Source organism: Arthrobacter sp. AOP36-A1-22, assembly GCF_052377615.1.
Classification (GTDB): Bacteria; Actinomycetota; Actinomycetes; order Actinomycetales; family Micrococcaceae; genus Arthrobacter_H.
Genome location: NZ_JBQSWX010000003.1, coordinates 100,364 through 122,564, shown reverse-complemented (window position 1 = coordinate 122,564; position 22,201 = coordinate 100,364). Strand labels below are relative to the sequence as shown.

Below are 22,201 nucleotides of genomic sequence, written 5' to 3'. Positions count from 1 at the left end.
GCCCCGGCGGTAACCTGCAGGAATGGCAACCGGACCGGAGATGCTCGACTGGCTTCTGGACTCGGATCCTGCCTTGCGTTGGCAGGTCCAGAGGGATGTTGCCGGCGCGCATCCGGCGGTGTGGAAGGAAACGCGATCACGGATCGCCACCGCGGGTTACGGTGCCCGCCTGCTCTCGAAGCAGGACCCGGATGGCCAATGGGCCGGGGGAGCCTACTTTCCTGCAGGGTTCTTGGGCAGTGCCGAGGCCAGGGAACCGGGACAGCCCTGGACGGCGACCACCTGGGCGCTGAAGGACCTGCGCGACTGGGGGCTGGAGGCCGGCGTGTTGGCAGGAACCGCCGAAAAACTCGACAGGAACAGCACCTGGGAATATGACGACCTGCCCTATTGGGGCGGCGAGGTCGATGTCTGCATCAATTCGTTCACACTGGCAAACGGCGCGTGGCTCGGGGCTGATGTCTCATGACTCATCGAGTGGTTTCCTGCCTACCGGCTGGCCGATGGTGGCTGGAATTGTGAAGCAGAAGAAGGGAACTCGATTCGATCGTCCGTGCACTCGACGCTCAACGCCGTGCGCGGCCTGCTCGCCCACGAGCAGCTGACGGGCGACACCTCGCTGCGGGCCGCCCGCCACGGGGGCGAGGAGTACCTGCTGGAACGACGACTTCTCTACCGGGCCACGACCGGGGAACCCATCGGGGATTTCGTCTCCGAGTTCCTCCATCCGAGCCGCCACCGGTACAGCGCCCTTGCCGCACTGGAACATTTCCGGGAGGTGGCACTGCTGGAAGGCACCGCGCCGGATCCCCGGCTGGCCGACGCAATCGAGGTGGTCCGTGCCGCCCGGACGGCAGACGCGACGTGGCGCCAGGCGGCGCGGCTGCTCGGCGCCACGTGGTTCGACGTCGATGTGCCGCCCGGTGAACCGTCGAAATGGTTGACCTGGTCCGGCCTGCGGGTACTCGATTGGTGGGAACCAGACGCCGGGGAGCGGGACTGATTAGGGGCGTTCACCTCGGGGCCCAGCCGGGGTATGCTCCGAGAAAAGCCATCCGAGGAGGGGCAATGCCACTGAATGTGTGGGTCCGAAGAGTCCAGGAGGAGCCCGGCCACAACGACGGCACCAGGGTCCTGGTGGACCGGATCTGGCCGCGGGGGGTGAAGAAGGCGGATGCCGCGCTCGACGATTGGAACAAGGACGTGGCCCCGTCGACGGAACTACGCAAATGGTATGGGCACGATCCGGAGAAGTTCGAGGAGTTCGCCAGGAAATACCGTTCCGAACTCGATTCCGACGAAGGCCGGGCCGCACTCGAAAAGCTGAAGGACAGCGTGCGCGGCAAACGGCTCACGCTGTTGTCCGCCACCAAGGACATCGACCATAGCCAGGCGGCCGTCCTGGCCAGGATCCTGGAAGAATCCTAGAAGCTACTGTTCGGAGCTGGAGAAGAGGGCCAGCGCGTCGGGGGACCCTTCGAAGGTCACCAACGCGTGTTCGCGTCGTCCGATGGCATGCATCAGCAGCTCTCCGGGGTCCCCGGTGATGGCCACGGAGGTGGACGCCTTGCGGACGACGTGGCGTTGTCCCTCCGGCCGGCGCAGGATGATGCCCACGTCGGTGCCCCGGTAGAAGACCGCCGCCTGACGGATCAGGGACTCCCACAGGACATCCGCGTAATCGGTGTCCAGCACACGCGGGGCCCACCGATCCATGGCCCGGCGGACGTCCTCGGCATGGACGAAGAATTCGATGAGGTTCGCGGCATGGCCCACGGACGGAAGGGCCAACGGAGACAGCGCGGAGGGGCCTCGGCGGAACCGGTCCACCAACTCCGCATAATGTCCGGGATCCTCGGCCCGACGGGCCGCCTGCTGCAATCGGCGTTCCATGGGGGCACGAAACGCCCCGATGGCGATGCCCGCAGCCCAAAGGCTGTGTTCGCGCAGAACCAGATGTGCCGCCAGGTGTCGTGTCTTCCAACCGGCGCACAACGTCGCCTCGTCCGGGCCGGCTGCCAGCAGGACTTCGGCGAGGACTTCACGGGACGGGTGTACGTATCGCATTACCCCGAAGCTAGCACGTTCCGGGGCCTACGGCCCGGTACCCGAGTCACCGACTGCGTGGCGCGAGTCCACGGCCAGTAGACTGGAGGCGATGCCGCAGAACCCAGCCCCCCGGAGTCCGGATCCCGCACTCGATCCCGAGATCGCTGCGGGCCTCAAACGAGACGCCGACGGCCTGGTGGCCGCCATCATCCAACAACACGACACCGCCGAGGTGCTGATGCTCGGATGGATGGACGACGAGGCCCTGCGCCGGACCCTGACGAGCGGGCGGGTCACCTTCTGGTCCCGATCACGCCAGAGCTACTGGCGCAAGGGCGACACCTCGGGGCACCAGCAACTGGTGCGCTCGGTAGCCCGCGATTGCGACGGGGATGCGCTGCTGATCCAGGTCCATCAGATCGGGGCCGCCTGCCATACCGGAACGCGGACTTGTTTCGACGGCCGGGCCCTTCCCGCCGTCGAAGGACCGTCCGCGGCCAACGTATGAAGCTTCCAACGACGCAAGGAAATCCAGTACAGCATGCATGAATTCGGGGTTGTTTCCCCCACTCTCGAGGAATTCCGTGAACTGGCGCGGGGTCGCAGCGTCATCCCGGTGAACCTGCGCGTCCTGGCCGATACCGTCACGCCCATCGCCGTCTACGAACGACTCGCGGGCGGCCGGCCGGGCACCTTCCTGCTGGAAAGCGCCGCAGCGGGGGGTGTCTGGAGCCGCTATTCCTTCATCGGATGCGGTTCCTCGGCGACGTTGACCACCCGTGGGGGCCAGGCCCACTGGATCGGGACCCCTCCGGCCGGGGTCCCGACCGAGGGGACCCCGGTGGAGGTCCTGCGGGATACGGTGGCCCGGTTGCGCACCGAACCCCTCGACGGACTGCCCCCGTTCACCTCGGGAATGGTCGGTTTCATCGGGTGGGACAGCGTGCGCCATTGGGAGAAGCTGCCCGACCCCCCACCCGATGACCTGGGCCTGCCGGAGCTGGCGATGAACCTCGTGGCGGATATGGCAGTTCTGGACAACCGCGACTCCACGCTCACCCTCATCGCCAATGCGATCAACCAGGACGGGGCCGACACGGGGGTCGATGAAGCCTACGCCGACGCCGTGTCCCGGCTGCACGTCATGCTCGGGAACTTGACCGACACCGCGCCGGGATCGGCGACCGTCTTCTCCGGGAACCGGATCCCCACCGCCGAGCTCATGGCGGCAGTCACCGAAAGCTGGGATGAAGACGGCTACCGCCAGGCCATCCTGCGCGGGAAGGAAGCAATCGTCGATGGGGAGGTCTTCCAGGTGGTGGTCTCCCGACGGTTCGAACTCGACTGCGCCGCTGACCCGCTGGATGTATACCGGATCCTGCGCACCACCAACCCGAGCCCGTACATGTACCTCTACAACCTCGAGGATGCCGACGGCGATACCTACGCGGTGGTCGGATCCTCGCCGGAGGCGCTGGTCACCGTCAACGAACGTCACGTCGTCACCCACCCCATCGCCGGCTCACGGCCCCGCGGGGAGACCTACGAAGACGACGCCCTCCATGAGAAGGACCTGCTCTCCGATGAGAAGGAGCGTGCCGAGCACCTCATGTTGGTGGATCTGAGCCGCAATGACCTCTCGAAGGTCTGCGAGCCCGGGAGCGTCGAGGTCACCCAGTTCATGGAGGTCGAGCGTTTCAGCCACATCATGCACCTGGTTTCCAACGTCGTCGGACGCCTGGAACCACAGGCCACCGCCTATGACGTGTTGGCGGCCACCTTCCCCGCAGGCACGCTGTCCGGGGCTCCGAAACCCCGGGCCCTTCGACTGCTCGACGAGTTCGAACCCCACCGCCGAGGCGTCTATGGCGGCGTCGTGGGCTACCTGGATTTCGCCGGGGACATGGACCTGGCCATCGCGATCCGCTCGGCCCTGTTGAAGGACGGAAGGGCCTACGTCCAGGCCGGTGGCGGGATCGTCGCCGATTCCGACCCGGATGCCGAGTCGTTGGAAAGCATCAACAAGGCGGCGGCACCGCTTCGGGCCGTCTGGGCCGCCCGGACCCTGCAGCCGGCTGTCCCCGAGGAGGACGCATGAGCCAGACCAACACCCCAACCAGCGACCAGGAGCCTGAACGAAAGGTGATCGGACGCTGGATGTCCAAACGCATGGTCGTCTCCGCCGGCGTCATCGGGGCCATTGCCGCCCTGGCGATGAGCACCCGGACCTGGGTCCGGGTCATTCCATCCAGCGGCGCCATCAACGTACAGCCCTTCGATGTCTCCGGTGATGATGCCGCAACGGCAGTGGCGGCTCTGGCCGTGGTCGTGCTGGCAGGTTCGGTCGCCGCGGCGATCGCCGGACGGATGGCCCGATGGATCATCGCCGTATTGATCCTCCTCTCGGGGTTGGGGATCGCCGCTTCGGCGATCAGCGCCCTCTCCGACCCGGTCGCCGCCTCCGTTTCGACGGTGGGCGCGGCCGCAGGGACGCTGAGGGTCAACGGTGACTACCAATTGACGTTCTGGCCGTGGCTGACGGTGGTCATCGGAGTCTGGATCATGGCCACCGCCGTGTGGTTGGCCGTGGCCGGGCACCGGTGGAAGACGAGCCGGAAATACACTCCCGCACCGGCCACGCAGGCCGTTGCCACCCCGGTTGCGGACACGGTCGCCGGGGACGCGGCCCCGGCCACGGCGCAGCGCCCCGGGAGCGGGGCTCCGACCTCGTCCGAGGAACAGCCCGAGGACGAGGAGTCGATGGACGAAATCGACGGTTGGGACAGCCTGACCCGGGGCGAGGACCCCACGGGTTAGCCACACCCGGGTACGCGTGGGGCAACATGGCCTCATCGCAGCCAAAAGAATGGCAGAATGGAACACAGTTTGGCCCCGAATGAGACCGGGGATACTTGAGGCACTGAGGAGTAGATCAGATCATGGCAAGCAACACGACCGTCCAGACAGAACACGGCCCGGACCCGGTTCTCACCGAGCCCGTGGGACACGGAAACAGCATCGCCGCCTGGACGGGCGTCGGAATCATCTTCATCGGCTTCCTGATCGGCAGCATCTCCTTCGCACTCTACGCCGAGGTCGGTGTCTACATCGGCGTCGCCATCATCATCTTGGGCCTGATCGCCGGCCTGGTCATGCGCATCATCGGGTTCGGCGTCGGCGGACACCGGTCCAACAACGACGGACACTAGTCGTGAGTGTTCTCGAGGACATCATTTCCGGAGTTCGCGAGGACCTGCACGATCGAAGGTTGCGGGTCGGCGACGCCGCCATCAGGGCCCGTGCCCAGGCGGCACCGCCAGCCCGCGACGCCCTCGCCGCCCTGGGGGGCCACCTCGATCCCTCCCGACGCGACCAGGTGCTCCATGTGATCTCCGAGGTCAAACGGCGCAGCCCCTCCAAGGGGGCGCTGGCCGATATCCCCGAACCGGCCGTTCTGGCCCGTCAGTACCGCGATGGGGGAGCATCGGTGATTTCGGTGCTCACCGAACAACGCCGTTTCGGCGGGTCCCTGGCCGATTTCGATGCCGTCCGGGCCGCCGTGGACACCCCCCTTCTGCGCAAGGACTTCACCGTCGATGCCTACCAGATCCACGAGGCCCGCGCCCACGGCGCCGATCTGGTCCTGCTGATCGTTGCCGCCCTGGACGACGAGGAACTGGGCAGCTTCCTCGACCTGACCCACGACCTGGGCATGAACGCCCTGGTGGAGACGCATACCGCCGAGGAAGTCGAGCGGGCCGTGCGCGTCGGCGCCCGCATCATCGGTGTCAACGTCCGCAACCTCAAGACCCTCGACGTGGACCGGGAAACGTTCGCCCGGCTCTCCGGGGACATCCCGGACTCGGTGGTCATCGTCGCCGAATCGGGGATCCGTGGCCGCGAGGACGTCGCGCTCTACGGCTCCCACGGGGCGGATGCGGTGCTGGTCGGCGAGGCACTGGTCAAGGACAACGACCCACTCACCGCCCTGCGCTCGTTCATCGAGGTCGGCAGCGCGGCCAAGCCCCCGCGTGGACGCTGACCCACCCCGGACAGCCCTCACCACGCCTGAACGAAGGAAGGCCACGCATGAGCCAGACCCCAGAAGATCCCGCGGCTTCCGCGGAGCACCCCGCCGATGCCTTCCTGGCCGAGGGCAGGAGCCTGCGCCACGCCCCGGGCCCGTACTTCGGTGATTTCGGCGGCCGTTGGATGCCCGAGTCGCTGATCGCGGCCCTGGACGAACTGAACGATACGTTCGAGAAGGCGAAGGCCGACCCGGAGTTCATCGACGAAGTCACCGAGTTGAACCGCAACTACTCCGGACGTCCCTCGTTGCTGACCGAGGCCAAGCGCTTCTCCGAACACGCCGGGGGTGTGCGGGTCTTCCTCAAACGTGAGGACCTGAACCACACCGGTAGCCATAAGATCAACAACGTCATCGGCCAGGCGCTCCTGGCCAAGCGGATGGGCAAGACCCGCATCATCGCCGAAACCGGGGCCGGTCAGCACGGGGTCGCCAGTGCCACCGCCGCCGCCCTCATGGGCATGGAATGCGTGGTGTACATGGGGGCCGAGGACACCCGTCGGCAATCCCTGAACGTGGCACGGATGCGTCTGCTGGGCGCCGAGGTGGTACCGGTGACCGCCGGTTCCCAGACGCTGAAGGACGCGATCAACGAGGCCCTGAGGGATTGGGTCGCCAACGTCGACAACACCCACTACCTGTTGGGAACAGCTGCCGGGGCCCACCCGTTCCCGGCCATGGTCCGCTACTTCCACGAGGTCATCGGCGAGGAGGCCCGCGAACAGATCATCGCCCAGACCGGCCGGCTGCCCGATGCCGTCTGCGCCTGCATCGGGGGCGGCTCCAATGCCATCGGGATCTTCCACGGATTCCTCGACGACCCCTCCGTGGCGATCTATGGCTTTGAAGCGGGAGGCGATGGCGTCGACACCGACCGCCATGCGGCCACCATCACCTTGGGGCGTCCGGGCGTGTTGCACGGAGCCCGCAGCTACCTCATGCAGGACGAGGACGGCCAGACCATCGAATCGCACTCGATCTCGGCGGGACTGGACTACCCCGGCGTCGGCCCGGAACACTCCTACCTGCATGACATCGGCCGGGTCACCTACGAACCGGTCACCGATACCGAGGCCATGGATGCCTTCAGCCTGCTCTCGCGGACCGAAGGCATCATCCCCGCGATCGAATCGGCACATGCCCTGGCCGGGGCCTTGCGCGTCGGCCGGAAGCTTGCCGAAACGGCGGCGGATCCGCAGGAGAAGACGATCATCGTGAACCTTTCGGGACGCGGTGACAAGGACGTGGGAACCGCTGCCGAATGGTTCCAGCTCATCGACCCGGACGAAGGGGCAGCCGAATGACCCGCATGACCTCCGAAGCAGCCATCGAGCGGGCCCGCAGCCAGGGCAGGCCGGCGCTGATCGCCTATCTGCCCGCCGGGTTCCCCGACATCCAGACCACTATCGATGCCGCGGTGGCCGTTGCACACAACGGTGCCGACATCATCGAGATCGGCATCCCGTACTCGGATCCGGTCATGGACGGGGCCGTCATCCAGGCCGCCACCGTGCAATCGCTGGCCCAGGGTTTCCGTGTGGCGCAGGTGTTCGACATCATCCGCGGCATCACCGAGCGCTGCGATGCCGCAGTGATGGTGATGACGTACTGGAACCCGGTATTGCGTCTCGGCGTCGACGAGTTCTCGCGTCGCTTGGCAGAGGCCGGAGGCGCCGGGCTGATCACCCCGGACTTGGTCCCCGATGAAGCCTCCGAATGGTTCGAGGCCTCCGATAAATACGACCTCGACCGGGTGTTCCTCGTGGCCCCGAGCTCCACCCCCGAGCGGATGCGCGCCACGGTCGAAGCCAGCCGCGGCTTCGTCTACTGCGTATCGATTATGGGGGTCACCGGGGCCCGCACCTCGGTGTCCTCCGCCGCGCAGGCCGTCGTGGAGGCCGCCCGGGAGGCCGGGGCACCCCGGGCCTGCGTCGGGCTCGGGGTTTCCAAGGCCGAGCATGTGCGTGAAATCGGCGCCTACGCCGACGGTGTGATCGTGGGGACGGCCCTGGTCGCGGCCCTGCGCGACGGAGGAGTCGACGCCGTGGCCGCATTGGCCGCCGAACTGAGCGGACGCAACCCGGTGGCGGCCTCCTGAACCACGGGAGGACGGGACCATGCCGTCGTCGTCCCGGTCCGGGGCTTGGCTGCTACGTCACATGTGGGCTGCCGTAGATACTTCGGGCCGGGATCTGCTGTAGAGTTCCACAGTGAGGACGGTCGTGTGACCGGCGTCATGGCTTTCGAAGAGGAATCCATGGGGAATGCGAATAGGCCACCGGCCTGAATGATGCGTTGTCCCGCCGTCTTCACGCTTTCGGATCCGGGAAACACCGGGCCGGAACCCGCCGGCCTGGATGAACGGGCCGGGATCGATTTTGATGACCGGGGCAGTGTCGCCCGAGACGGTTACTTCATGACCAACACGCCAGGCGTGTTTGCGACCGGGGATTCCGGACGTGGGCAGGCGCTGGTCGTGTGGGCCATTGCAGCGGGTTGCTTCTGCACCGCCGCGATGGACGAGTACCTGATGGGTGTGAGCCGGCTGCCCGCCCCCGTGGCGCCGCGCGTTCGCCCCATCGACATGATGTGAGGGTCGCGGATTCGTCCGCGTCCCCGTTTTCGGACGAGATAAGGCGGATAGGCTTTCGGTATGAGACGCGCAAAGATTGTGGCCACTTTTGGGCCGGCCATTGGAACCTTCGAGAAGACGCTCCAGGCGCTCCAGGCCGGTGTGGACGTGGCCCGGCTGAACATGAGCCACGGCGAGTATTCAACCCACGCCGAGAACCTGGCCAACGTCCGTCAGGCGTCGGAGAAGCTCGGGCGCCCGGTCGGCGTGTTCGCCGATCTCCAGGGCCCGAAGATCCGGCTCGGACGGTTTTCCGACGGCCCGCACCTGTTGGAGGTCGGTGACCGGTTCACCGTCACCATCGACGACATCGAGGGCACCAAGGACATCTGCTCCACGACGTTCAAGGGCCTGCCCCAGGACGTTGAGGTGGGAGATCGCCTGCTCATCAACGACGGCAAGGTCGGCCTGCGTGCGGTCGAAGTCGATGACCGCAAGGTCGTCACAGAGGTCATCGTCGGTGGAGAGGTGTCCAACAACAAGGGCATCAACCTCCCCGGCGTCGCGGTCAACGTCCCGGCACTGAGCGAGAAGGACGAAGACGACCTGCGCTGGGCCCTGCGCGCCGGGGTGGACATGATCGCCCTGTCCTTTGTCCGCAACGCCTCGGACATCGAACGGGTCCACGAGATCATGGACGAGGAAGGCCGCCGACTTCCGGTGATCGCCAAGATCGAAAAGCCGCAGGCCGTTGATCACCTCGAGGAGATCATCGACGCCTTCGACTCGATCATGGTGGCCCGTGGCGACCTCGGGGTGGAACTGCCGCTGGAACAGGTTCCTCTGGTCCAGAAACGTGCCGTGGAACTGGCGCGGCGCTGGGCCAAGCCGGTCATCGTCGCGACCCAGGTGCTCGAATCGATGATCGAGTCACCCACGCCGACCCGCGCCGAGGCGTCGGACTGCGCCAACGCCGTTCTCGACGGTGCCGACGCGGTCATGCTCTCGGGGGAGACCTCGGTGGGCCAGTACCCGATCGAGACCATCGAGACGATGGCACGGATCATCTCCGCGACCGAGGACCACGGATTGGAGCGCATCCCCGCGCTCGGCACGCTGCCGCGCACCCGCGGCGGAGCCATCACCCGCGCCGCCGTGGAGATCGCCGACCAGCTGGACGCCAAGTTCATCGTCGCCTTCACCCAGTCCGGTGATTCGGCACGTCGCCTGTCGCGGCTGCGCCCCTCGGAGCCGGTGCTCGGCTTCACTCCGTTGAAGCACACCTACAACATCCTGACGTTGGTCTGGGGCGTGCAGCCCCGCCTCGTCGACTACGCCGACCACACCGATAAGATGACGGCCCAGGTCGACCAATCGCTGCAGGCCGAGGGGCTGGCCGAGGTCAACGACATGGTCGTGATCGCCGCCGGTTCACCTCCCGGGCAGGCCGGTTCCACGAATTCGCTGCGGATCCACCGGGTCGGGGACATCGCCGACGCCGGCCAGCTGCTGGAAGGCAGCAAGAACCAGGCACCTTTCCGGGAGAAGGTCGGCCCCTGGCGGACCAAGGCCCAGGCGGCCGAAGGCCAGCCGGCCAACCCGCCGAGGCCCGACGGCGACTAGGCCCAAAGGGCCACAGACAACTGAAGTCCGACGGTGGTGGGGCCCCCCCGGGGGGGGGGCCCCCCGCGGGGGGGGGGGGGGGGCGGGGCCCTGGGGCGGGTTCGGGGGGAGGGGGGGGGGGGGGGGGGGGGCGGGGGGGGGGGGGGGGGGCGCGCCGGGGGGGGCGCGCGCCCCCCCCCCCCCCCCCCCCCGCCGCGGGACCGGTCGCTCCTAGAGCTGGTGGCCCATCTTGAACCCGGTTTCCTCGCCGGGCTCGTCGGTCTTTCCGTCCCCGGGAGAACGGGTGTAGGAGAAGCCGTCGGCCCCGACGGTCACCGCCATCTCGGACTTGTCCTCGCGGACGGTGACCGGCTGCGGGTTCCCGTCCAGATCCAGGACCAGGGAGGCTTCGGTGTACCAGGAGGGGACCACCGCGTTGCCCCACCAGTCACGACGCTGGTTGTCATGCACATCCCAGGTGATCGTGGGGTTGTCCGGATCGCCGGTGTAGTAGTCCTGCGTGTAGATCTCGATCCGGTGGTCATCCGGATCCAGGATGTACAGGTAGAAGGCATTGGACACCCCATGGCGGCCGGGGCCGCGCTCGATCCGGTCGGAGATGCGCAGGGCGCCCATCTTGTCGCAGATCTGGATGATGTTGTGCTTCTCGTGGGTGGCGAAGGCGACGTGGTGCATCCGCGGCCCGTCACCACCGGTCAGGGCCGTGTCATGCACGGTCTGCTTGCGGTGCATCCAGGCCGCGTAGGTGACCCCGTCGGAGTCCTGGATGTCCTCCGAGACGCGGAAACCCAGACCTTCGAGGTATTCGCGGCCCCGCGGGACATCGGGGGTGACCTGGTTGAAGTGGTCCAGACGGACCAGCTCGCCGGCGGAGTAGAGATCGTAGCGCTGGTGCAGGCGTTCGACGTGCTCGACGGCGTAGAAGAACTCGTAGGGGAAACCCAACGGGTCCTCCACCCGGACCGAGTCACCGATCCCCCGGACGAACCCGTCCTTGCGGCGTTCGGTACGGCAGCCCAGTTCCTTGAAGTAGGCTTCCGCAGCGTCGACCTCCTCCGGGGACCTCACCCGGTAGGCGAAGGCGGCCACCGCGGCCACCGGGCCCAGGGTCAGCACCAGGTTGTGGTGGATGAACTCCTCGAAGGAGCGCAGGTAGATGGCGTGCTCGTCCTCGTAGGTGACGTGCAGCCCCAGCAGGTCCACATAGAACTGGCGGGACCTGGCCAGATCGGTGACCACGATCTCCATGTACGCACAGCGCACGATATCGGGGGCCGGAAGCGAAGAGGTGACGGTTTTGGTGCTCATGATGATTCCTTAGGGTGTGGGATGCCCGGCAGCGTCATTGCTGTCTTTCAGGCGCCGAACTTGGGCGTGTGGACCTCGCCGAGCGTGATGTGCACGGCCTGCTGGTCCGTGTAGAAATCGATCGAACGGTAGCCGCCCTCATGGCCCAGGCCCGAGGACTTCACCCCGCCGAAGGGCGAACGCAGGTCACGGACGTTGTGGCTGTTCAGCCACACCATGCCGGCCTCGACCGCCTGGGCGAAGTTGTGGCTGCGCTTGAGGTCGTTGGTCCACACATAGGCGGCGAGCCCGTATTTGGTGTTGTTCGCCAGTTCCAGGGCCTCCTCCTCGGTGTCGAAGGGGGTGATCGCCACCACGGGTCCGAAGATCTCCTCCTGGAAGATCCGGGCGTCGGGGGCCACGTCCACGAAGACCGTCGGGGCGACGTAGGAGCCGTTCTCCTGGCCTGCGGGCAGCTGCTCGGGGCGGCCGCCGCCGGCGACGAGCCGGCCTTCGGTTTTGCCGATCTCGACGTAGGACATGACCTTGTCGTAGTGCTCGGGGTGCACCAGGGCCCCGACCTCGGTGGCGGGGTCGTGGGGGTCGCCCACCACGATGTTCTTCGCCCGGGCGGCGTAGGCCTCGACGAACTTGTCGTAGATGCCGCGCTGGACCAGGATCCGCGAGCCGGCGGTGCAGCGCTCGCCGTTGAGCGAGAAGACCCCGAAGACGGTCGAGTCGATGGCCGCGTCGAAATCGGCGTCGTCGAAGACGATGGCGGGGGACTTGCCACCGAGTTCCATCGACATGCCCTTGAGCGATTCGGCGCAGTTGCGGAAGATCGTCTGGCCGGTGGTGGATTCGCCGGTGAAGGAGATCAGCGGGACCTGGGGGTGCTTCACCAGGGCGTCGCCGGCCGATTCGCCGAAGCCGTTGACCAGGTTGAAGACGCCTTCGGGCAGACCGGCCTCCTCGAAGATCTTCGCCCAGAGCGAGGCCGAGAGGGGAGTGAACTCCGCCGGCTTCAGCACCACGGTGCAGCCCGAGGCGATTGCGGGGGCCAGCTTCCAGGATTCGAGCATGAACGGGGTGTTCCACGGGGTGATGAGCCCGGCGACGCCGATCGGCTTGCGGTTCACGTAGTTCAGCTGCGATCCGGGGACCTTCAGCGCGTTGTCGTGCTGGGCGACGATCAGGTCCGCGAAGAACCTGAAGTTCTCGGCGGCACGTTGGGCCTGGCCGCGGGCCTGGGTGATCGGCAGACCGGTATCGAAGGTCTCCATCTCGGCCAGACGGTCCTCCTGGGCGACAACGGCGTCGGCGATCGCGTACAGGACCTTGGCGCGGGCCCGGGGCTTCATGGTCGGCCAGGGGCCGTGGTTGAAGGCCTCGCGGGCGGCGTCGACGGCGGCATCGATGTCGGCCTGCTGGCCGGAAGCGGCGGTGGCATAGGTGGTGTTGGTGACGGGGTCGAGGACTTCGAAGGTCTCTCCGCCGGCGGAATCGACGAAGCGGCCGCCGATGTAGTGCTGCAGGTGCTTCGGCAGGTTCTCGGGGACGAAATGCTTGCTCATGCTGTGTTCCTTCCGTGGACGGGTGGTTCAGAGGGTCGACGGCGGTTGGCCGGCGGCTTCGAGATAGGCGTTGAGGGTGTTGGTGCGGTGGGCGCGGGCCGCCTTTTCGATCTGCTCGGCCGGGGCTCCGGTGGCGAGCAGATCGAGCAGGGCGTCATGTTCGGCCACCGAATGACGGGCCCGGCCCGGGATATGGCCGAACGACGTCGAGCGCATGGCGCCCAGACGGGCCCAGCCGCGGTGGACCAGATCCAGGATGTGCGGATTGGGGCAGTTCTCGTACAGCACCGCATGGAACTGGTTGTTCAGTTCGGTGAAGCGGCGCGGATCGAAATCCGTGAGTGTCCGGCGCAGGGACTCATTGATCTGCCGGGCCCGGGCCAGGTCCTGGCTGCTCAGCAGCGGGGCGGCCAGGGCGGTGGCCGCCCCCTCGATCACCGACAGGGTCTGCATGGTGTGCAGATACAGGTCGGTGTCCAGGGAGGCGACGGTGGCCCCGACGTTGCGTTCGAAACGGACCAGGCCCTCGGCCTCGAGTTTGCGGATCGCCTCGCGGACCGGGACCACGCTGCAGCCCAGTTCCGCGGCGATGGTCCCCAGGACCAGGCGGTAGCCCGGCACCAGGACACCGGAGGCGATCCGGTCGCTGAGCAGGGTGTAGGCCTGCTCCGATTTACTCGTGGCGATCACGGGGCCCCTACTTCGGGTCGACGCCGACGGTTGAGGCACCGGAGGCGAGCCAGGCGTCGTAGGTGCTCTTCCATTCGGCGTTCATCGGGAACAGGCCTTCGACCTGGTGGCCCTGGCGGACCTGTTCGAAGGTGAACTCGTCCTTGCGTTCCTGCTCCATCGCCTCCTCGGCGACCTGCTCGGCCAGTGCCGGGGGGATGACCAGGATGCCGTCGTCGTCGGCGACGATGATGTCACCGGGCTGCACGGTGGTGCCGCCGCAGGCGATGGTGAGGTCGGTGTCCCATGGGACGTGCTTGCGGCCGAGCACCGCGGGGTGCGAACCGCTGTAGTAGGCGGGGATCTCCAGTTCGGAGACCGCGGTGAGGTCGCGGACGCCGCCGTCGGTGATGATGGCCGCCGCCCCACGGACCTGGGCGCGCAGTCCCAGGATGTCGCCCAGGGTGCCCGAGCCGGTTTCGCCGCGGGCCTCCATGACGAGGATCTCGCCTTCGTTCACCGAATCGATCGCCCGCTTCTGGGCGTTGAAACCGCCGCCGTGGGACTTGAAGAGGTCCTCGCGGTTGGGGACGAAGCGCAGGGTCCGGGCGGTGCCGATGACCTTGTGTCCGGTCTTGGTCGGGTGCAGGCCGTCGATCGAGACGTTGTTCAGTCCGTGCTTGCGCAAGGTGGCCGAGATCGTCGCGGTGGCCACCGCGTTCAGCTTCGCCTTCAGATCCTCGGTGAGGACGACGGCGGAGCCGGCGGCCGGGGAGAGGGCGCCGGCCGCGGAGGCGGCCTCGCGGGAGCCGTAGGCGTCGATCAGATCCGTTTCGGAGAGCCGGGGCTGGTTCCCGAAGCTGCCCATTGCCGCCGTGCCCTGGATGACCGGGGTGGTCAGCCGGCCGGTGCTCAGCCCCGAGGCCGGGTCGTCGACCTCGACCTCGACGGTGTCCCCGGGGACGATGACCGAAGAGCCGGCCGGGGTGCCGGTGAGGATGACGTCCCCGGGTTCCAGGGTCATCAGCTGGGAGAGGTCGGCGACGATGCGGGCGAAGTCGAAGATCAGCCCGGCGGTCGTGTCGTCCTGGACCAGCTCCTGGTTGACCCAGGTGCGGATCCGCAGCTTCGCCGGGTCGATGGAGGCGGCCGGCAGCATGGCCGGGCCCATGGGGGTGAAGCCGTCGCCCGATTTGGAGCGGACGTTGGAGCCCTTATCGGCGTACTTCATGTCGTAGACGCCCAGGTCGTTGGAGGCGGTGACCCCGCCGACGTGGGCCCAGGCCTGATCGGGGGAGACCCGGCGGGCCGTGGTGCCGATGACCAGGGCGATCTCGCCTTCGAAGGCCAGGGCCTCGGTGCCCGCGGGCCGTTCGACGGGTGTTCCGGAGACCGACAGCGAGGAGGCGGCCTTCATGAAGTAGGAGGGATGCTCCGGGGTGCGCCCGCGCTGGGCGGCCCGCGAGGCGTAGCTCAGATGGACGGCCAGCACCTTCCCGACGGCGTCGATCATGGACTCGTCGACCGGTACGGTCCGAACTGCGCCCTGCTCGCCGGTGTCTACTTCGGGATTCTGCTCCAACGCCACGGTTCCTCCTGTGATGTACGAAATCGTATACGATCTATCATGCCCTGTGGACCACATCACGTCAAGGGGATCAGGGGTGTGGAATGAACCTGTTGGAGACGGCGCAAGGCCGCCCGGTAGCCGGGCGGCCTTGCTGTCCTTCAGGGGTGGGGCGTTAGCCGTTGATGAACTCCACGGCCGCCTGCTTATACGCACGCGAGGTCACCGCATTGGCGTGGGTGCGCACCGGCAGGATCAGCTCCTGGACCTCGGCCCCGGGACCCTGGTGCTCCTGGGCCAGCTGAACGAGCGTCGGCAAGGTCGCCGCCAGTTCGTCGCGTTCGCCGGCCACCAGCAACACCGGCATCGAGGGCACGGCCTCCGCGGGGTCGAAGGGCTCGGATTTGATGGCCTCGATCAGGGACAGCATCGAGAACATGTTGTTCGTGGGCACCAGCTGGGCCATGCGCACCAGCTCCGCCGTCGTGGGGTCCCCGATCTCGGAACCGCCGGCGAGGTGCTCCCGGGCCGCGTCGAGGTCGAAGGTCGCCAACGGGTCGTTGCTGGCCGGCCCGCCGAGCACCACCCGGCGCACCAGTTGGTCCTGGGTCCCGGCGAACTCCCAGGCCAGACGTGAGCCCAGCGAGTAGCCCAACACGTCCACCCCCGAGTCTGGATCCCCGTCGGCCAACGGCCTGACGTGCTGGTCCTGCAGGATCTGCAGGAGCTCCGCACGGATCCGGCTGGGGGTGTAGGCATCGAGGTCATCCGGGGCGGGGCTGAGCCCGTGACCCGGCAGATCCACGGCAATGACCTTGCGACCGGCGTCGTTCAGGGCGGTGATCCACCCGGTGGCGACCCAGTTCAGTTCGGTGGAGGAGGCGAATCCGTGGATGAGCAGGACCGGGCGGGAGGCCGAGTCGTCCCCGGCGGAGAAGATCCGCACGGCCAGGGAATTCTCGGTGCCCTCCACCCGGTGTTCCGCCTCATGATGTGCGGTGGCCGGCCGGTCCGCGCCGGTGTTTTCGACCGGGGCCACGATCAGTCCTCGTCCAGGTTGGCGCTCAGACGCACCCGGCGCTTCGGGGCGGCTTCCTTGGGTACGGTGCCCACGATGCCTGCGGTGTCGTCGGGGACCTCGAAGACGATCAGGTCCTCGCCGACGTTGATCGTGTCGCCGGGCTCGCCGTGGATGCGCAGCACCTTGCCGGCCTGCGGGGACGGCAGCTCCAGCGAGCTCTTGGTCGTTTCGACCTCGACGAGCGGCTGGTTGCGCTCGACCTGGTCGCCGACGGCCACCAGCCATTCGAGCACGGTCGCGTCGATGAGGCCTTCACCCAGATCGGGCAGCGGGAAGGAAATTTCAGCCACGGCGGTACTCCAATACTCGTTGAATGCCGAACAGGATGCGGTCGATGTTGGGGATGTACTCGTCCTCCAGGTCACCTGAGGGATACGGTACGTCGAAACCGGTCACCCGCTCAACGGGTGCCTTGAGCACCCCGAAGCAGGACTCGGAGACCAGCTGGGCGACTTCGGCGCCCAGCCCCGCGGTCCGCGGGCCCTCATGGACGACGACGGCGCGTTTGGTCTTGGAGACCGAGGCGGCCAGACCGGCGGCGTCGATGGGCTTGAGCCAGCGCAGGTCCAACACCTCGATGCTGATCCCGTCCTCTTCGGCCAGTTCGGCGACCTGCAGGCAGCGGGCGACCATGGCGCCCCAGGCAATGAGGGTCAGATGGCGGCCTTCGCGGGCGATGACCGAGCCCTCCAGGTCCCCGGGGTTCTCGGTGTCGACCTCGCCCTTCTGCCAGTAGCGGGACTTCGGCTCCATGAACATGACCGGATCGGGCATGAGGACCGACTTCTTCAGCAGGTGGTACGCCTGGTGCGGGGTCGAGGGGGAGACGACCTTGAGCCCGGGGACGTGGGCGAAGAGCGACTCGAGGGACTCGGTATGCATTTCGGGGGCGCGGATGCCGCCGAAGGAGGGCACGCGCAGGGTCACCGGCATCGGCAACGTCCCGCGGGAACGGTAGTTCATCCGGCCCAGCTGGCAGACGATCTGGTTGATCGCCGGGTAGGCGAAACCGTCGAACTGTACTTCGGGGATCGGATGCCAGCCGGCCATGGCCAGCCCGATGGACATGCCCAGGATGCCGGATTCGGCCAGCGGGGTGTCATAGACGCGGGTGCTGCCGTGTTTGGCCTGCAGCCCGTCGGTGATGCGGAAGACGCCGCCGAGGCCGCCGACGTCCTCGCCGAAGATCATCGAGCGCGGGTCTTCGGTCAATAGTTCGTCCAGGCCGCGGTTCAGGGCCTTTTGCATGGACATTTCGACGACGGTGTTCTCCATCGGACGCTCCTGCACGGTTGCGGTGGCCGGGTTAGACATGTTCGGATTCCTCTCGCCAGTTCGCGGCCTGGGCTGCTAGTGCTTCGGTGGGTTCCTGGAAGACGAAGTCGAACATCTCCGTGCCCGGGCGGGCGTCGAGAGCGTCGACTCCGAGGCGGACCTGCTCGACGAATTCGCCGGCCTGCTCGCTGATGTCGGCTACCGTCGCGTCATCGAGGGCGCCTGCTTCACGCAGGGTCGCTTCGAGGCGGTTCAGCGGGTCCTCGCCGCCGTCACGACGTTCATCGTCCAGGCTGCGGTAACGGCCCGGGTCATCGGAGGTGGAGTGCGGTCCGCGGCGGTAGGTCATGGCCTCCACCATGGCCGGACCGTTGCCTGCCCTGCCGTGTTCGACGGCGGCACGTACGGCGCGGACCACGGCGACGACGTCGTTGCCGTCGACCTGGATCGAGGGGATCGCGTAGCCGGCCCCGCGCGCGGCAACGGAGCCGCCGGCGACCTGGCGTTCGGTGGGAACCGAGATGGCCCAGCCGTTGTTCTGCGTGAAGAAGACCACCGGGGCCTTGTAGACCGAGGCGAAGTTCATGGCCTCGTGGACGTCGCCCTGCGAACTGGCGCCATCACCGAAGTAGGTGAGCGCGACGTTGCCGGTGCCATCGACGGTCTGTCCGTGGGCCCAGCCCACGGCGTGCAGCACCGAACCGGCGACGACGGCCTGGATGGGTGCCACATGGGTTTCGGCGGGGTTCCACAGGCCACCATGCCAGGAGGCCTTATGGGTGGACATGTACTCGACCATGTCGACCCCGGCGGCCAGGGCGACGCCCATTTCGCGGTAGGTGGGGAAGGCGAAGTCGCGGGCGGAGTCCAGCGCGTAGGCGCTGCCCACCTGGGCTGCTTCCTGGCCCAGTTCCGGGGCGTAACCGGGCAGGATGCCCTGTCGCTGCCAGGCGATGGCGGCGACATCGAGCTGCCGCGTGCGCACCATCAGGGAATACAGCTTCAGTAGTTCATCGGTGCCGAGCTCGTCGGCGTGCGGCTCAAGCCGGGGTGCATCGGTCATGTTCGACTCCCTGGGGGTGTGGTTCGGTGGACTTGCTCCGACCGTAATGACCCGGAAGTTCATGCGCAATACGCCGATGGTTGGACCAACAATCTGCGCAGAGTGTCTATAGTTAAGAATGATCAACTGTGCACATTGTATAGCTAGGAGGGGTTAGTGAAGATCGACGAATTGGACGCCAGGATCCTGGAGGAGTTCTCCTCGGACCCACGGATGTCGGTCCTGGAGGCCTCCCGGACCCTGGGGGTCGCCCGGGCCACGGTGCAGTCGCGGCTGGATAAGCTCACCCGTGAAGAGGTGGTCACCGGCTGGGGACCGCACCTTTCGGCCGAGGGGCTCGGATACCCGGTGCGCGCCTACTGTTCCCTGGTGATCCACCAGGATGCCGGTCACGACGGTGTGGCCGCCGCCCTGTCCGAGGTCCCCGAGGTGCTCGAACTCCAGACCGTCTCGGGCGAGTCCGACCTGATGGCCACCATCGTGGCCACGTCCAACGACGACCTGCAACGGGTCCTGGACGCGATCATTGCCACCCGGACCGTGCTGCGCAGTTCCTCGCTGGTGGTGCTGAACTCGCCCATCGCCCTACGCATGCTGCCGTTGGCCCGCGCCGCCGCCCAACGGGGCTGAGCCCTGAGGGGCCGGTGGCGGCTTAGGCCACCGGCCGCTCCAGCCCCAGATGCCCGCGCAGGGTGTCGGTCGAGTATTCGGTGCGGTAGAGCCCCCGACGTTGCAACACCGGCACCACCCGGTCCACGAACTCCTCCAGGGAGTCAGGCAGCATCGGCGGCATCAGGTTGAAGCCATCGGCGGCCCCCGAAACGAACCAACGTTCGATGGAGTCGGCCACCTGCTCCGGGGTCCCCACCATCGTGCAATGGCCGCCTCCTGCGGCCAACCGGCCCAGCAGTTGCCGCACCGTGGGACGTTCGGCCTCCACGATGCGCAGGATCGTGGCGTACCTGCCCTGCGGGCCGGTGAATTCACTCGCCGGTGGCAGGGTCGGAACCGGTGCGTCGAGGTCCCAGTCGCGGCAATCCTGCCCGATGAACATCCCCAGCTGGGCCAGCGACTGTTCGGTGGGCAGCAGGGCGTCCACCTCGGCCTGCCCGGCCAGCGCCTCGGCCTCGGTGGACCCCAGGAAGGTGACCAGGCCGGGCATGATCGCGACCTTGGACGGGTCCCTGCCTTCGGCGGCAATGCGCCGCTTCAGGTCCGCGTAGTAGTCCTGTCCACTGGCCAGATCGTAGGCCACCGCATAGATGCCCTCGGCATGGCGTGCCGCCAGCTGGCGGCCGGACTCGGAGGCCCCCGCCTGGAACAGGACCGGCCGGCCCTGCGGGCCCCGGGGCACGTTCAGCGGCCCGTCGACGCTGAAATGCTCGCCGTCGTGGTTGATGGGTCTGACTTTCTCGGGATCGGCGAAAAGCCCTTCCCTGTCGGCCAACACGGCGTCGTCGGCCCAGGAATCCCATAGTCCCAGCGCGACGTCGATGAACTCGGCCGCCCGGGCATAACGCTCGGGGCTGGCCGGCATGGCATCCATTGAGTGGTTGCGTGCCTCGGCGTCGAACATCGAGGTCACCACGTTCCACCCGATGCGCCCGGCGCTGATGTGGTCCAGCGACGCGAGCATCCGTGCCGCGTGGTACGGGGTGTAGAAGGTGGTGGAGACGGTGGAGATCAGCCCGATGCGGCTGGTGTTCCGTGCCATGGCGGCCAGGACCGTCAACGGTTCGAAGAACCACCGTGGACCCACTGACGGATTCCCTGCCGAATGCCCATCGGCGAAGAACACCGCGTCGAACAGGCCACGTTCGGCGGTTTGGGCCAGGCGTTCGTAGTGGTCGATGTCCCCCAGCTGTTCGACCGCTGAGCCCGGGTGGCGCCAGGCGGCCTGGTGGTGCCCGCAGGCGTTGAGGAAGGCGTTGAAATGCAGTTGGCGTGGTGCCGTGTCGGTGGTGTGTGCGCTCATCTCTAGTTCATCACCAGTCCGCCGTCGACCACCAGGTTCTGTCCGGTGACCGCACGGGCCCAGGGGGAGGCGAAGAACAGGATGGCGTCGGCGAATTCGGCGGGGGTGGTCACCTTGCGCAAGGGGGTGGAGGAGGCGATGAAGTCGAAGACCTCCTCGGGGGTGGCGGCGCTGGCATCGGTGGTCCGCAGCAGGCCGCCGGAGACCATGTTCACCGAGACCTCGTGTTGGCCCAGATCGGCGGCGAGTGTGCGGGTCAGCGCCAACAGGGCGGCCTTGGAGGCGGTGTAGTCGTGGTACGGGACCACCGGGTTTTGGAAGAGGTTGGTGCCGATGTTGATGATCCGCCCGAAGCCGTGTTCACGCATTCCCGGCAGGGCGGCCTGGGCGGTGTTCAGGGCGCCGCGGACACTGCCGGAGAACTGGGTGGTGAACTCCTCCCACCCAATGTCTGCGGCCGAGGAGCGGGCCTCGCCGTTGAAGGAGAAATCGGCCAACGCGTTGTTCACCACGGTGGTCACGGGGGAACCGAAATGGGCCTGGGCGGTCTCGAGCATGGTGGCGACCTGTGCCGGATCGGTGACATCCGCCTGGACGGCCAGGGCGCGGTCGGGCCCTAGGGTGGAGGCGAGCTCCTGGGCGGCCTGGGCGGATTGCCGGTAGTTGATGATGACGCGGGCGCCTTGCCCGGCGAAGGCCGTCACGATGTGACGGCCCAGACCGCGGGCGCCTCCGGTGACGAGGACAAGCTGGTCGGAGAGGTTCATCTGGTCTCACTTTCATGGCTGCCGAGGGCAGGGGGTGGTGGAAATGGCGAGGGGGCCCCGGAGGCGGAGTCGCCCGGGGAGAGTAGGGAATGGCGCGGCAAGCACTGTGGGCAGCATCGTTCACGTGCTGTCCTGCCCGACGGCGGAGAGCAGGCTTCGGGCAGGATTCTTGGTTGCGGTGCAGCTGGTGGGCAGACGCTAAACGCCTGGCCGGGCGGGTCCTGGACAAGCCGCCGGACGCCAGGGCGGACGCAACCGGGACAAGCTGGTACCGGGCAGTGGGGCAGCGGTCCGGCAGGACCTTCCAAAATGGGGGTCTAGGTGGAGAAACACCTGCAACATCCCTTCGCTAGTTCGAACTAGATCAGGTTCAACGGGTGTTCTCTCAGCCAGGAAATCGTGGCACCCCGTGTCACTGCACCACAGCCTACACACGTGACGTGGCGATTCGACAACTTCGTGTCCCCGTGTACAGTCTGTGCTGAACACGGGAGTCCGGTGAGCCGGGCTGAGAGGAAGCTGATCAAGCTTCGACCGTCGAACCTGATCTGGGTCATGCCAGCGCAGGGAGGCAAAACTCTGAATCCCGTGCCCTGTTCACTCAACGGAAGG

22 protein-coding genes, 1 pseudogene and 2 riboswitches are annotated in these 22,201 nt (G+C 67.2%); of the genes and pseudogenes, 12 read left to right on the top strand and 11 right to left on the bottom strand.

The features are described 5' to 3' along the window. Window positions 1–22 precede the first annotated feature (22 nt). Together ACT3S2_RS03130 and ACT3S2_RS03125 are read left to right on the top strand one after the other, a co-directional pair. Window positions 23–1,003, top strand: a pseudogene (locus ACT3S2_RS03130) (squalene cyclase). Between the two features lie 65 nt (window positions 1,004–1,068). Next, window positions 1,069–1,428 carry a DUF488 domain-containing protein gene (locus ACT3S2_RS03125; RefSeq protein ID WP_444553979.1) on the top strand — a complete coding sequence of 120 codons (360 nt, stop codon included), beginning with the start codon at window positions 1,069–1,071 and terminating at the stop codon, window positions 1,426–1,428. Window positions 1,429–1,431: 3 nt separating this feature from the next. On the opposite strand, the gene ACT3S2_RS03120 is transcribed toward ACT3S2_RS03125, so the two are convergent. Then, a complete protein-coding gene (locus ACT3S2_RS03120) occupies window positions 1,432–2,067 on the bottom strand; it encodes a TIGR03085 family metal-binding protein (protein ID WP_444553978.1) in 636 nt (211 codons plus the stop codon). A gap of 91 nt (window positions 2,068–2,158) precedes the next feature. Between ACT3S2_RS03120 and hisI the strand changes: the two genes are divergently transcribed. From hisI to pyk, 9 genes are all read left to right on the top strand, one after another. Further along, window positions 2,159–2,557, top strand: coding sequence for a phosphoribosyl-AMP cyclohydrolase (hisI, locus tag ACT3S2_RS03115; protein WP_444561219.1), 399 nt, complete (start codon window positions 2,159–2,161; stop codon window positions 2,555–2,557). A 33-nt stretch (window positions 2,558–2,590) separates the two neighbouring features. After that, window positions 2,591–4,147: an anthranilate synthase component I gene (locus tag ACT3S2_RS03110; protein ID WP_444561218.1), complete on the top strand. Its 1,557-nt coding sequence runs from the start codon at window positions 2,591–2,593 to the stop codon at window positions 4,145–4,147. Then, complete coding sequence (locus ACT3S2_RS03105) at window positions 4,144–4,866, top strand: Trp biosynthesis-associated membrane protein (RefSeq protein WP_444561217.1); 723 nt, start codon at window positions 4,144–4,146, stop codon at window positions 4,864–4,866. The genes ACT3S2_RS03110 and ACT3S2_RS03105 overlap by 4 nt, the downstream gene beginning before the upstream one ends. A 122-nt stretch (window positions 4,867–4,988) precedes the next feature. After that, window positions 4,989–5,258 carry an HGxxPAAW family protein gene (locus tag ACT3S2_RS03100; protein ID WP_444553974.1) on the top strand — a complete coding sequence of 90 codons (270 nt, stop codon included), beginning with the start codon at window positions 4,989–4,991 and terminating at the stop codon, window positions 5,256–5,258. A 2-nt stretch (window positions 5,259–5,260) separates the two neighbouring features. Further along, window positions 5,261–6,091: an indole-3-glycerol phosphate synthase TrpC gene (gene trpC / locus ACT3S2_RS03095; RefSeq protein WP_444561216.1), complete on the top strand. Its 831-nt coding sequence runs from the start codon at window positions 5,261–5,263 to the stop codon at window positions 6,089–6,091. 47 nt (window positions 6,092–6,138) lie between these two features. Further along, window positions 6,139–7,440 carry a tryptophan synthase subunit beta gene (trpB, locus tag ACT3S2_RS03090; RefSeq protein ID WP_444561215.1) on the top strand — a complete coding sequence of 434 codons (1,302 nt, stop codon included), beginning with the start codon at window positions 6,139–6,141 and terminating at the stop codon, window positions 7,438–7,440. Next, window positions 7,437–8,234 carry a tryptophan synthase subunit alpha gene (gene trpA, locus ACT3S2_RS03085; RefSeq protein WP_444561214.1) on the top strand — a complete coding sequence of 266 codons (798 nt, stop codon included), beginning with the start codon at window positions 7,437–7,439 and terminating at the stop codon, window positions 8,232–8,234. Before trpB ends, trpA begins: the two co-directional genes overlap by 4 nt. Before the next feature lie 318 nt (window positions 8,235–8,552). Continuing rightward, complete coding sequence (locus tag ACT3S2_RS03080) at window positions 8,553–8,729, top strand: hypothetical protein (RefSeq protein ID WP_444561213.1); 177 nt, start codon at window positions 8,553–8,555, stop codon at window positions 8,727–8,729. A 60-nt stretch (window positions 8,730–8,789) separates the two neighbouring features. Next, on the top strand, window positions 8,790–10,331 hold the full coding sequence (gene pyk / locus ACT3S2_RS03075) for a pyruvate kinase (RefSeq protein ID WP_444561212.1): 1,542 nt from the start codon (window positions 8,790–8,792) through the stop codon (window positions 10,329–10,331). Between the two features lie 210 nt (window positions 10,332–10,541). Here pyk and hpaD read toward each other — a convergent pair whose 3' ends face one another. The 8 genes from hpaD to ACT3S2_RS03035 all read right to left on the bottom strand — a co-directional run bounded on the left by hpaD (window position 10,542) and on the right by ACT3S2_RS03035 (window position 18,847). Then, the gene (gene hpaD, locus ACT3S2_RS03070; protein ID WP_444561211.1) at window positions 10,542–11,639 is read right to left on the bottom strand and encodes a 3,4-dihydroxyphenylacetate 2,3-dioxygenase; all 1,098 of its coding nucleotides are present in this window, start codon (window positions 11,637–11,639) and stop codon (window positions 10,542–10,544) included. A gap of 47 nt (window positions 11,640–11,686) precedes the next feature. Further along, window positions 11,687–13,192, bottom strand: coding sequence for a 5-carboxymethyl-2-hydroxymuconate semialdehyde dehydrogenase (hpaE, locus tag ACT3S2_RS03065; RefSeq protein ID WP_444553516.1), 1,506 nt, complete (start codon window positions 13,190–13,192; stop codon window positions 11,687–11,689). Window positions 13,193–13,219: 27 nt separating this feature from the next. Next, the gene (locus ACT3S2_RS03060) at window positions 13,220–13,879 is read right to left on the bottom strand and encodes a GntR family transcriptional regulator (RefSeq protein ID WP_444553607.1); all 660 of its coding nucleotides are present in this window, start codon (window positions 13,877–13,879) and stop codon (window positions 13,220–13,222) included. 10 nt (window positions 13,880–13,889) lie between these two features. Further along, the gene (locus ACT3S2_RS03055; RefSeq protein WP_444561239.1) at window positions 13,890–15,443 is read right to left on the bottom strand and encodes a fumarylacetoacetate hydrolase family protein; all 1,554 of its coding nucleotides are present in this window, start codon (window positions 15,441–15,443) and stop codon (window positions 13,890–13,892) included. 160 nt (window positions 15,444–15,603) lie between these two features. Then, the gene (locus tag ACT3S2_RS03050) at window positions 15,604–16,467 is read right to left on the bottom strand and encodes an alpha/beta fold hydrolase (protein WP_444561210.1); all 864 of its coding nucleotides are present in this window, start codon (window positions 16,465–16,467) and stop codon (window positions 15,604–15,606) included. Between the two features lie 2 nt (window positions 16,468–16,469). Beyond that, window positions 16,470–16,799 (bottom strand): biotin/lipoyl-containing protein, encoded by a 330-nt coding sequence (locus tag ACT3S2_RS03045; RefSeq protein WP_444553514.1) that lies wholly within the window; start codon window positions 16,797–16,799, stop codon window positions 16,470–16,472. Beyond that, window positions 16,792–17,823 (bottom strand): alpha-ketoacid dehydrogenase subunit beta, encoded by a 1,032-nt coding sequence (locus ACT3S2_RS03040; protein WP_444553513.1) that lies wholly within the window; start codon window positions 17,821–17,823, stop codon window positions 16,792–16,794. The genes ACT3S2_RS03045 and ACT3S2_RS03040 overlap by 8 nt, the downstream gene beginning before the upstream one ends. Then, window positions 17,816–18,847 carry a thiamine pyrophosphate-dependent enzyme gene (locus tag ACT3S2_RS03035; protein ID WP_444561209.1) on the bottom strand — a complete coding sequence of 344 codons (1,032 nt, stop codon included), beginning with the start codon at window positions 18,845–18,847 and terminating at the stop codon, window positions 17,816–17,818. The genes ACT3S2_RS03040 and ACT3S2_RS03035 overlap by 8 nt, the downstream gene beginning before the upstream one ends. 156 nt (window positions 18,848–19,003) lie before the next feature. Here ACT3S2_RS03035 and ACT3S2_RS03030 point away from each other — a divergent pair, with 156 nt between their 5' ends. Next, window positions 19,004–19,477, top strand: coding sequence for an Lrp/AsnC family transcriptional regulator (locus ACT3S2_RS03030; RefSeq protein WP_444553511.1), 474 nt, complete (start codon window positions 19,004–19,006; stop codon window positions 19,475–19,477). A gap of 22 nt (window positions 19,478–19,499) precedes the next feature. On the opposite strand, the gene ACT3S2_RS03025 is transcribed toward ACT3S2_RS03030, so the two are convergent. Together ACT3S2_RS03025 and ACT3S2_RS03020 are read right to left on the bottom strand one after the other, a co-directional pair. After that, entirely contained in the window at window positions 19,500–20,822 is a 1,323-nt protein-coding gene (locus tag ACT3S2_RS03025; RefSeq protein WP_444561208.1) for an LLM class flavin-dependent oxidoreductase, read from the bottom strand. A gap of 2 nt (window positions 20,823–20,824) precedes the next feature. Further along, window positions 20,825–21,589 carry a 3-oxoacyl-ACP reductase gene (locus ACT3S2_RS03020; protein ID WP_444561207.1) on the bottom strand — a complete coding sequence of 255 codons (765 nt, stop codon included), beginning with the start codon at window positions 21,587–21,589 and terminating at the stop codon, window positions 20,825–20,827. A 324-nt stretch (window positions 21,590–21,913) separates the two neighbouring features. After that, window positions 21,914–22,009: riboswitch (TPP riboswitch) on the bottom strand. Between the two features lie 57 nt (window positions 22,010–22,066). Continuing rightward, a riboswitch (TPP riboswitch) is annotated at window positions 22,067–22,176 on the top strand. The last annotated feature ends 25 nt before the right edge of the window (window positions 22,177–22,201 follow it).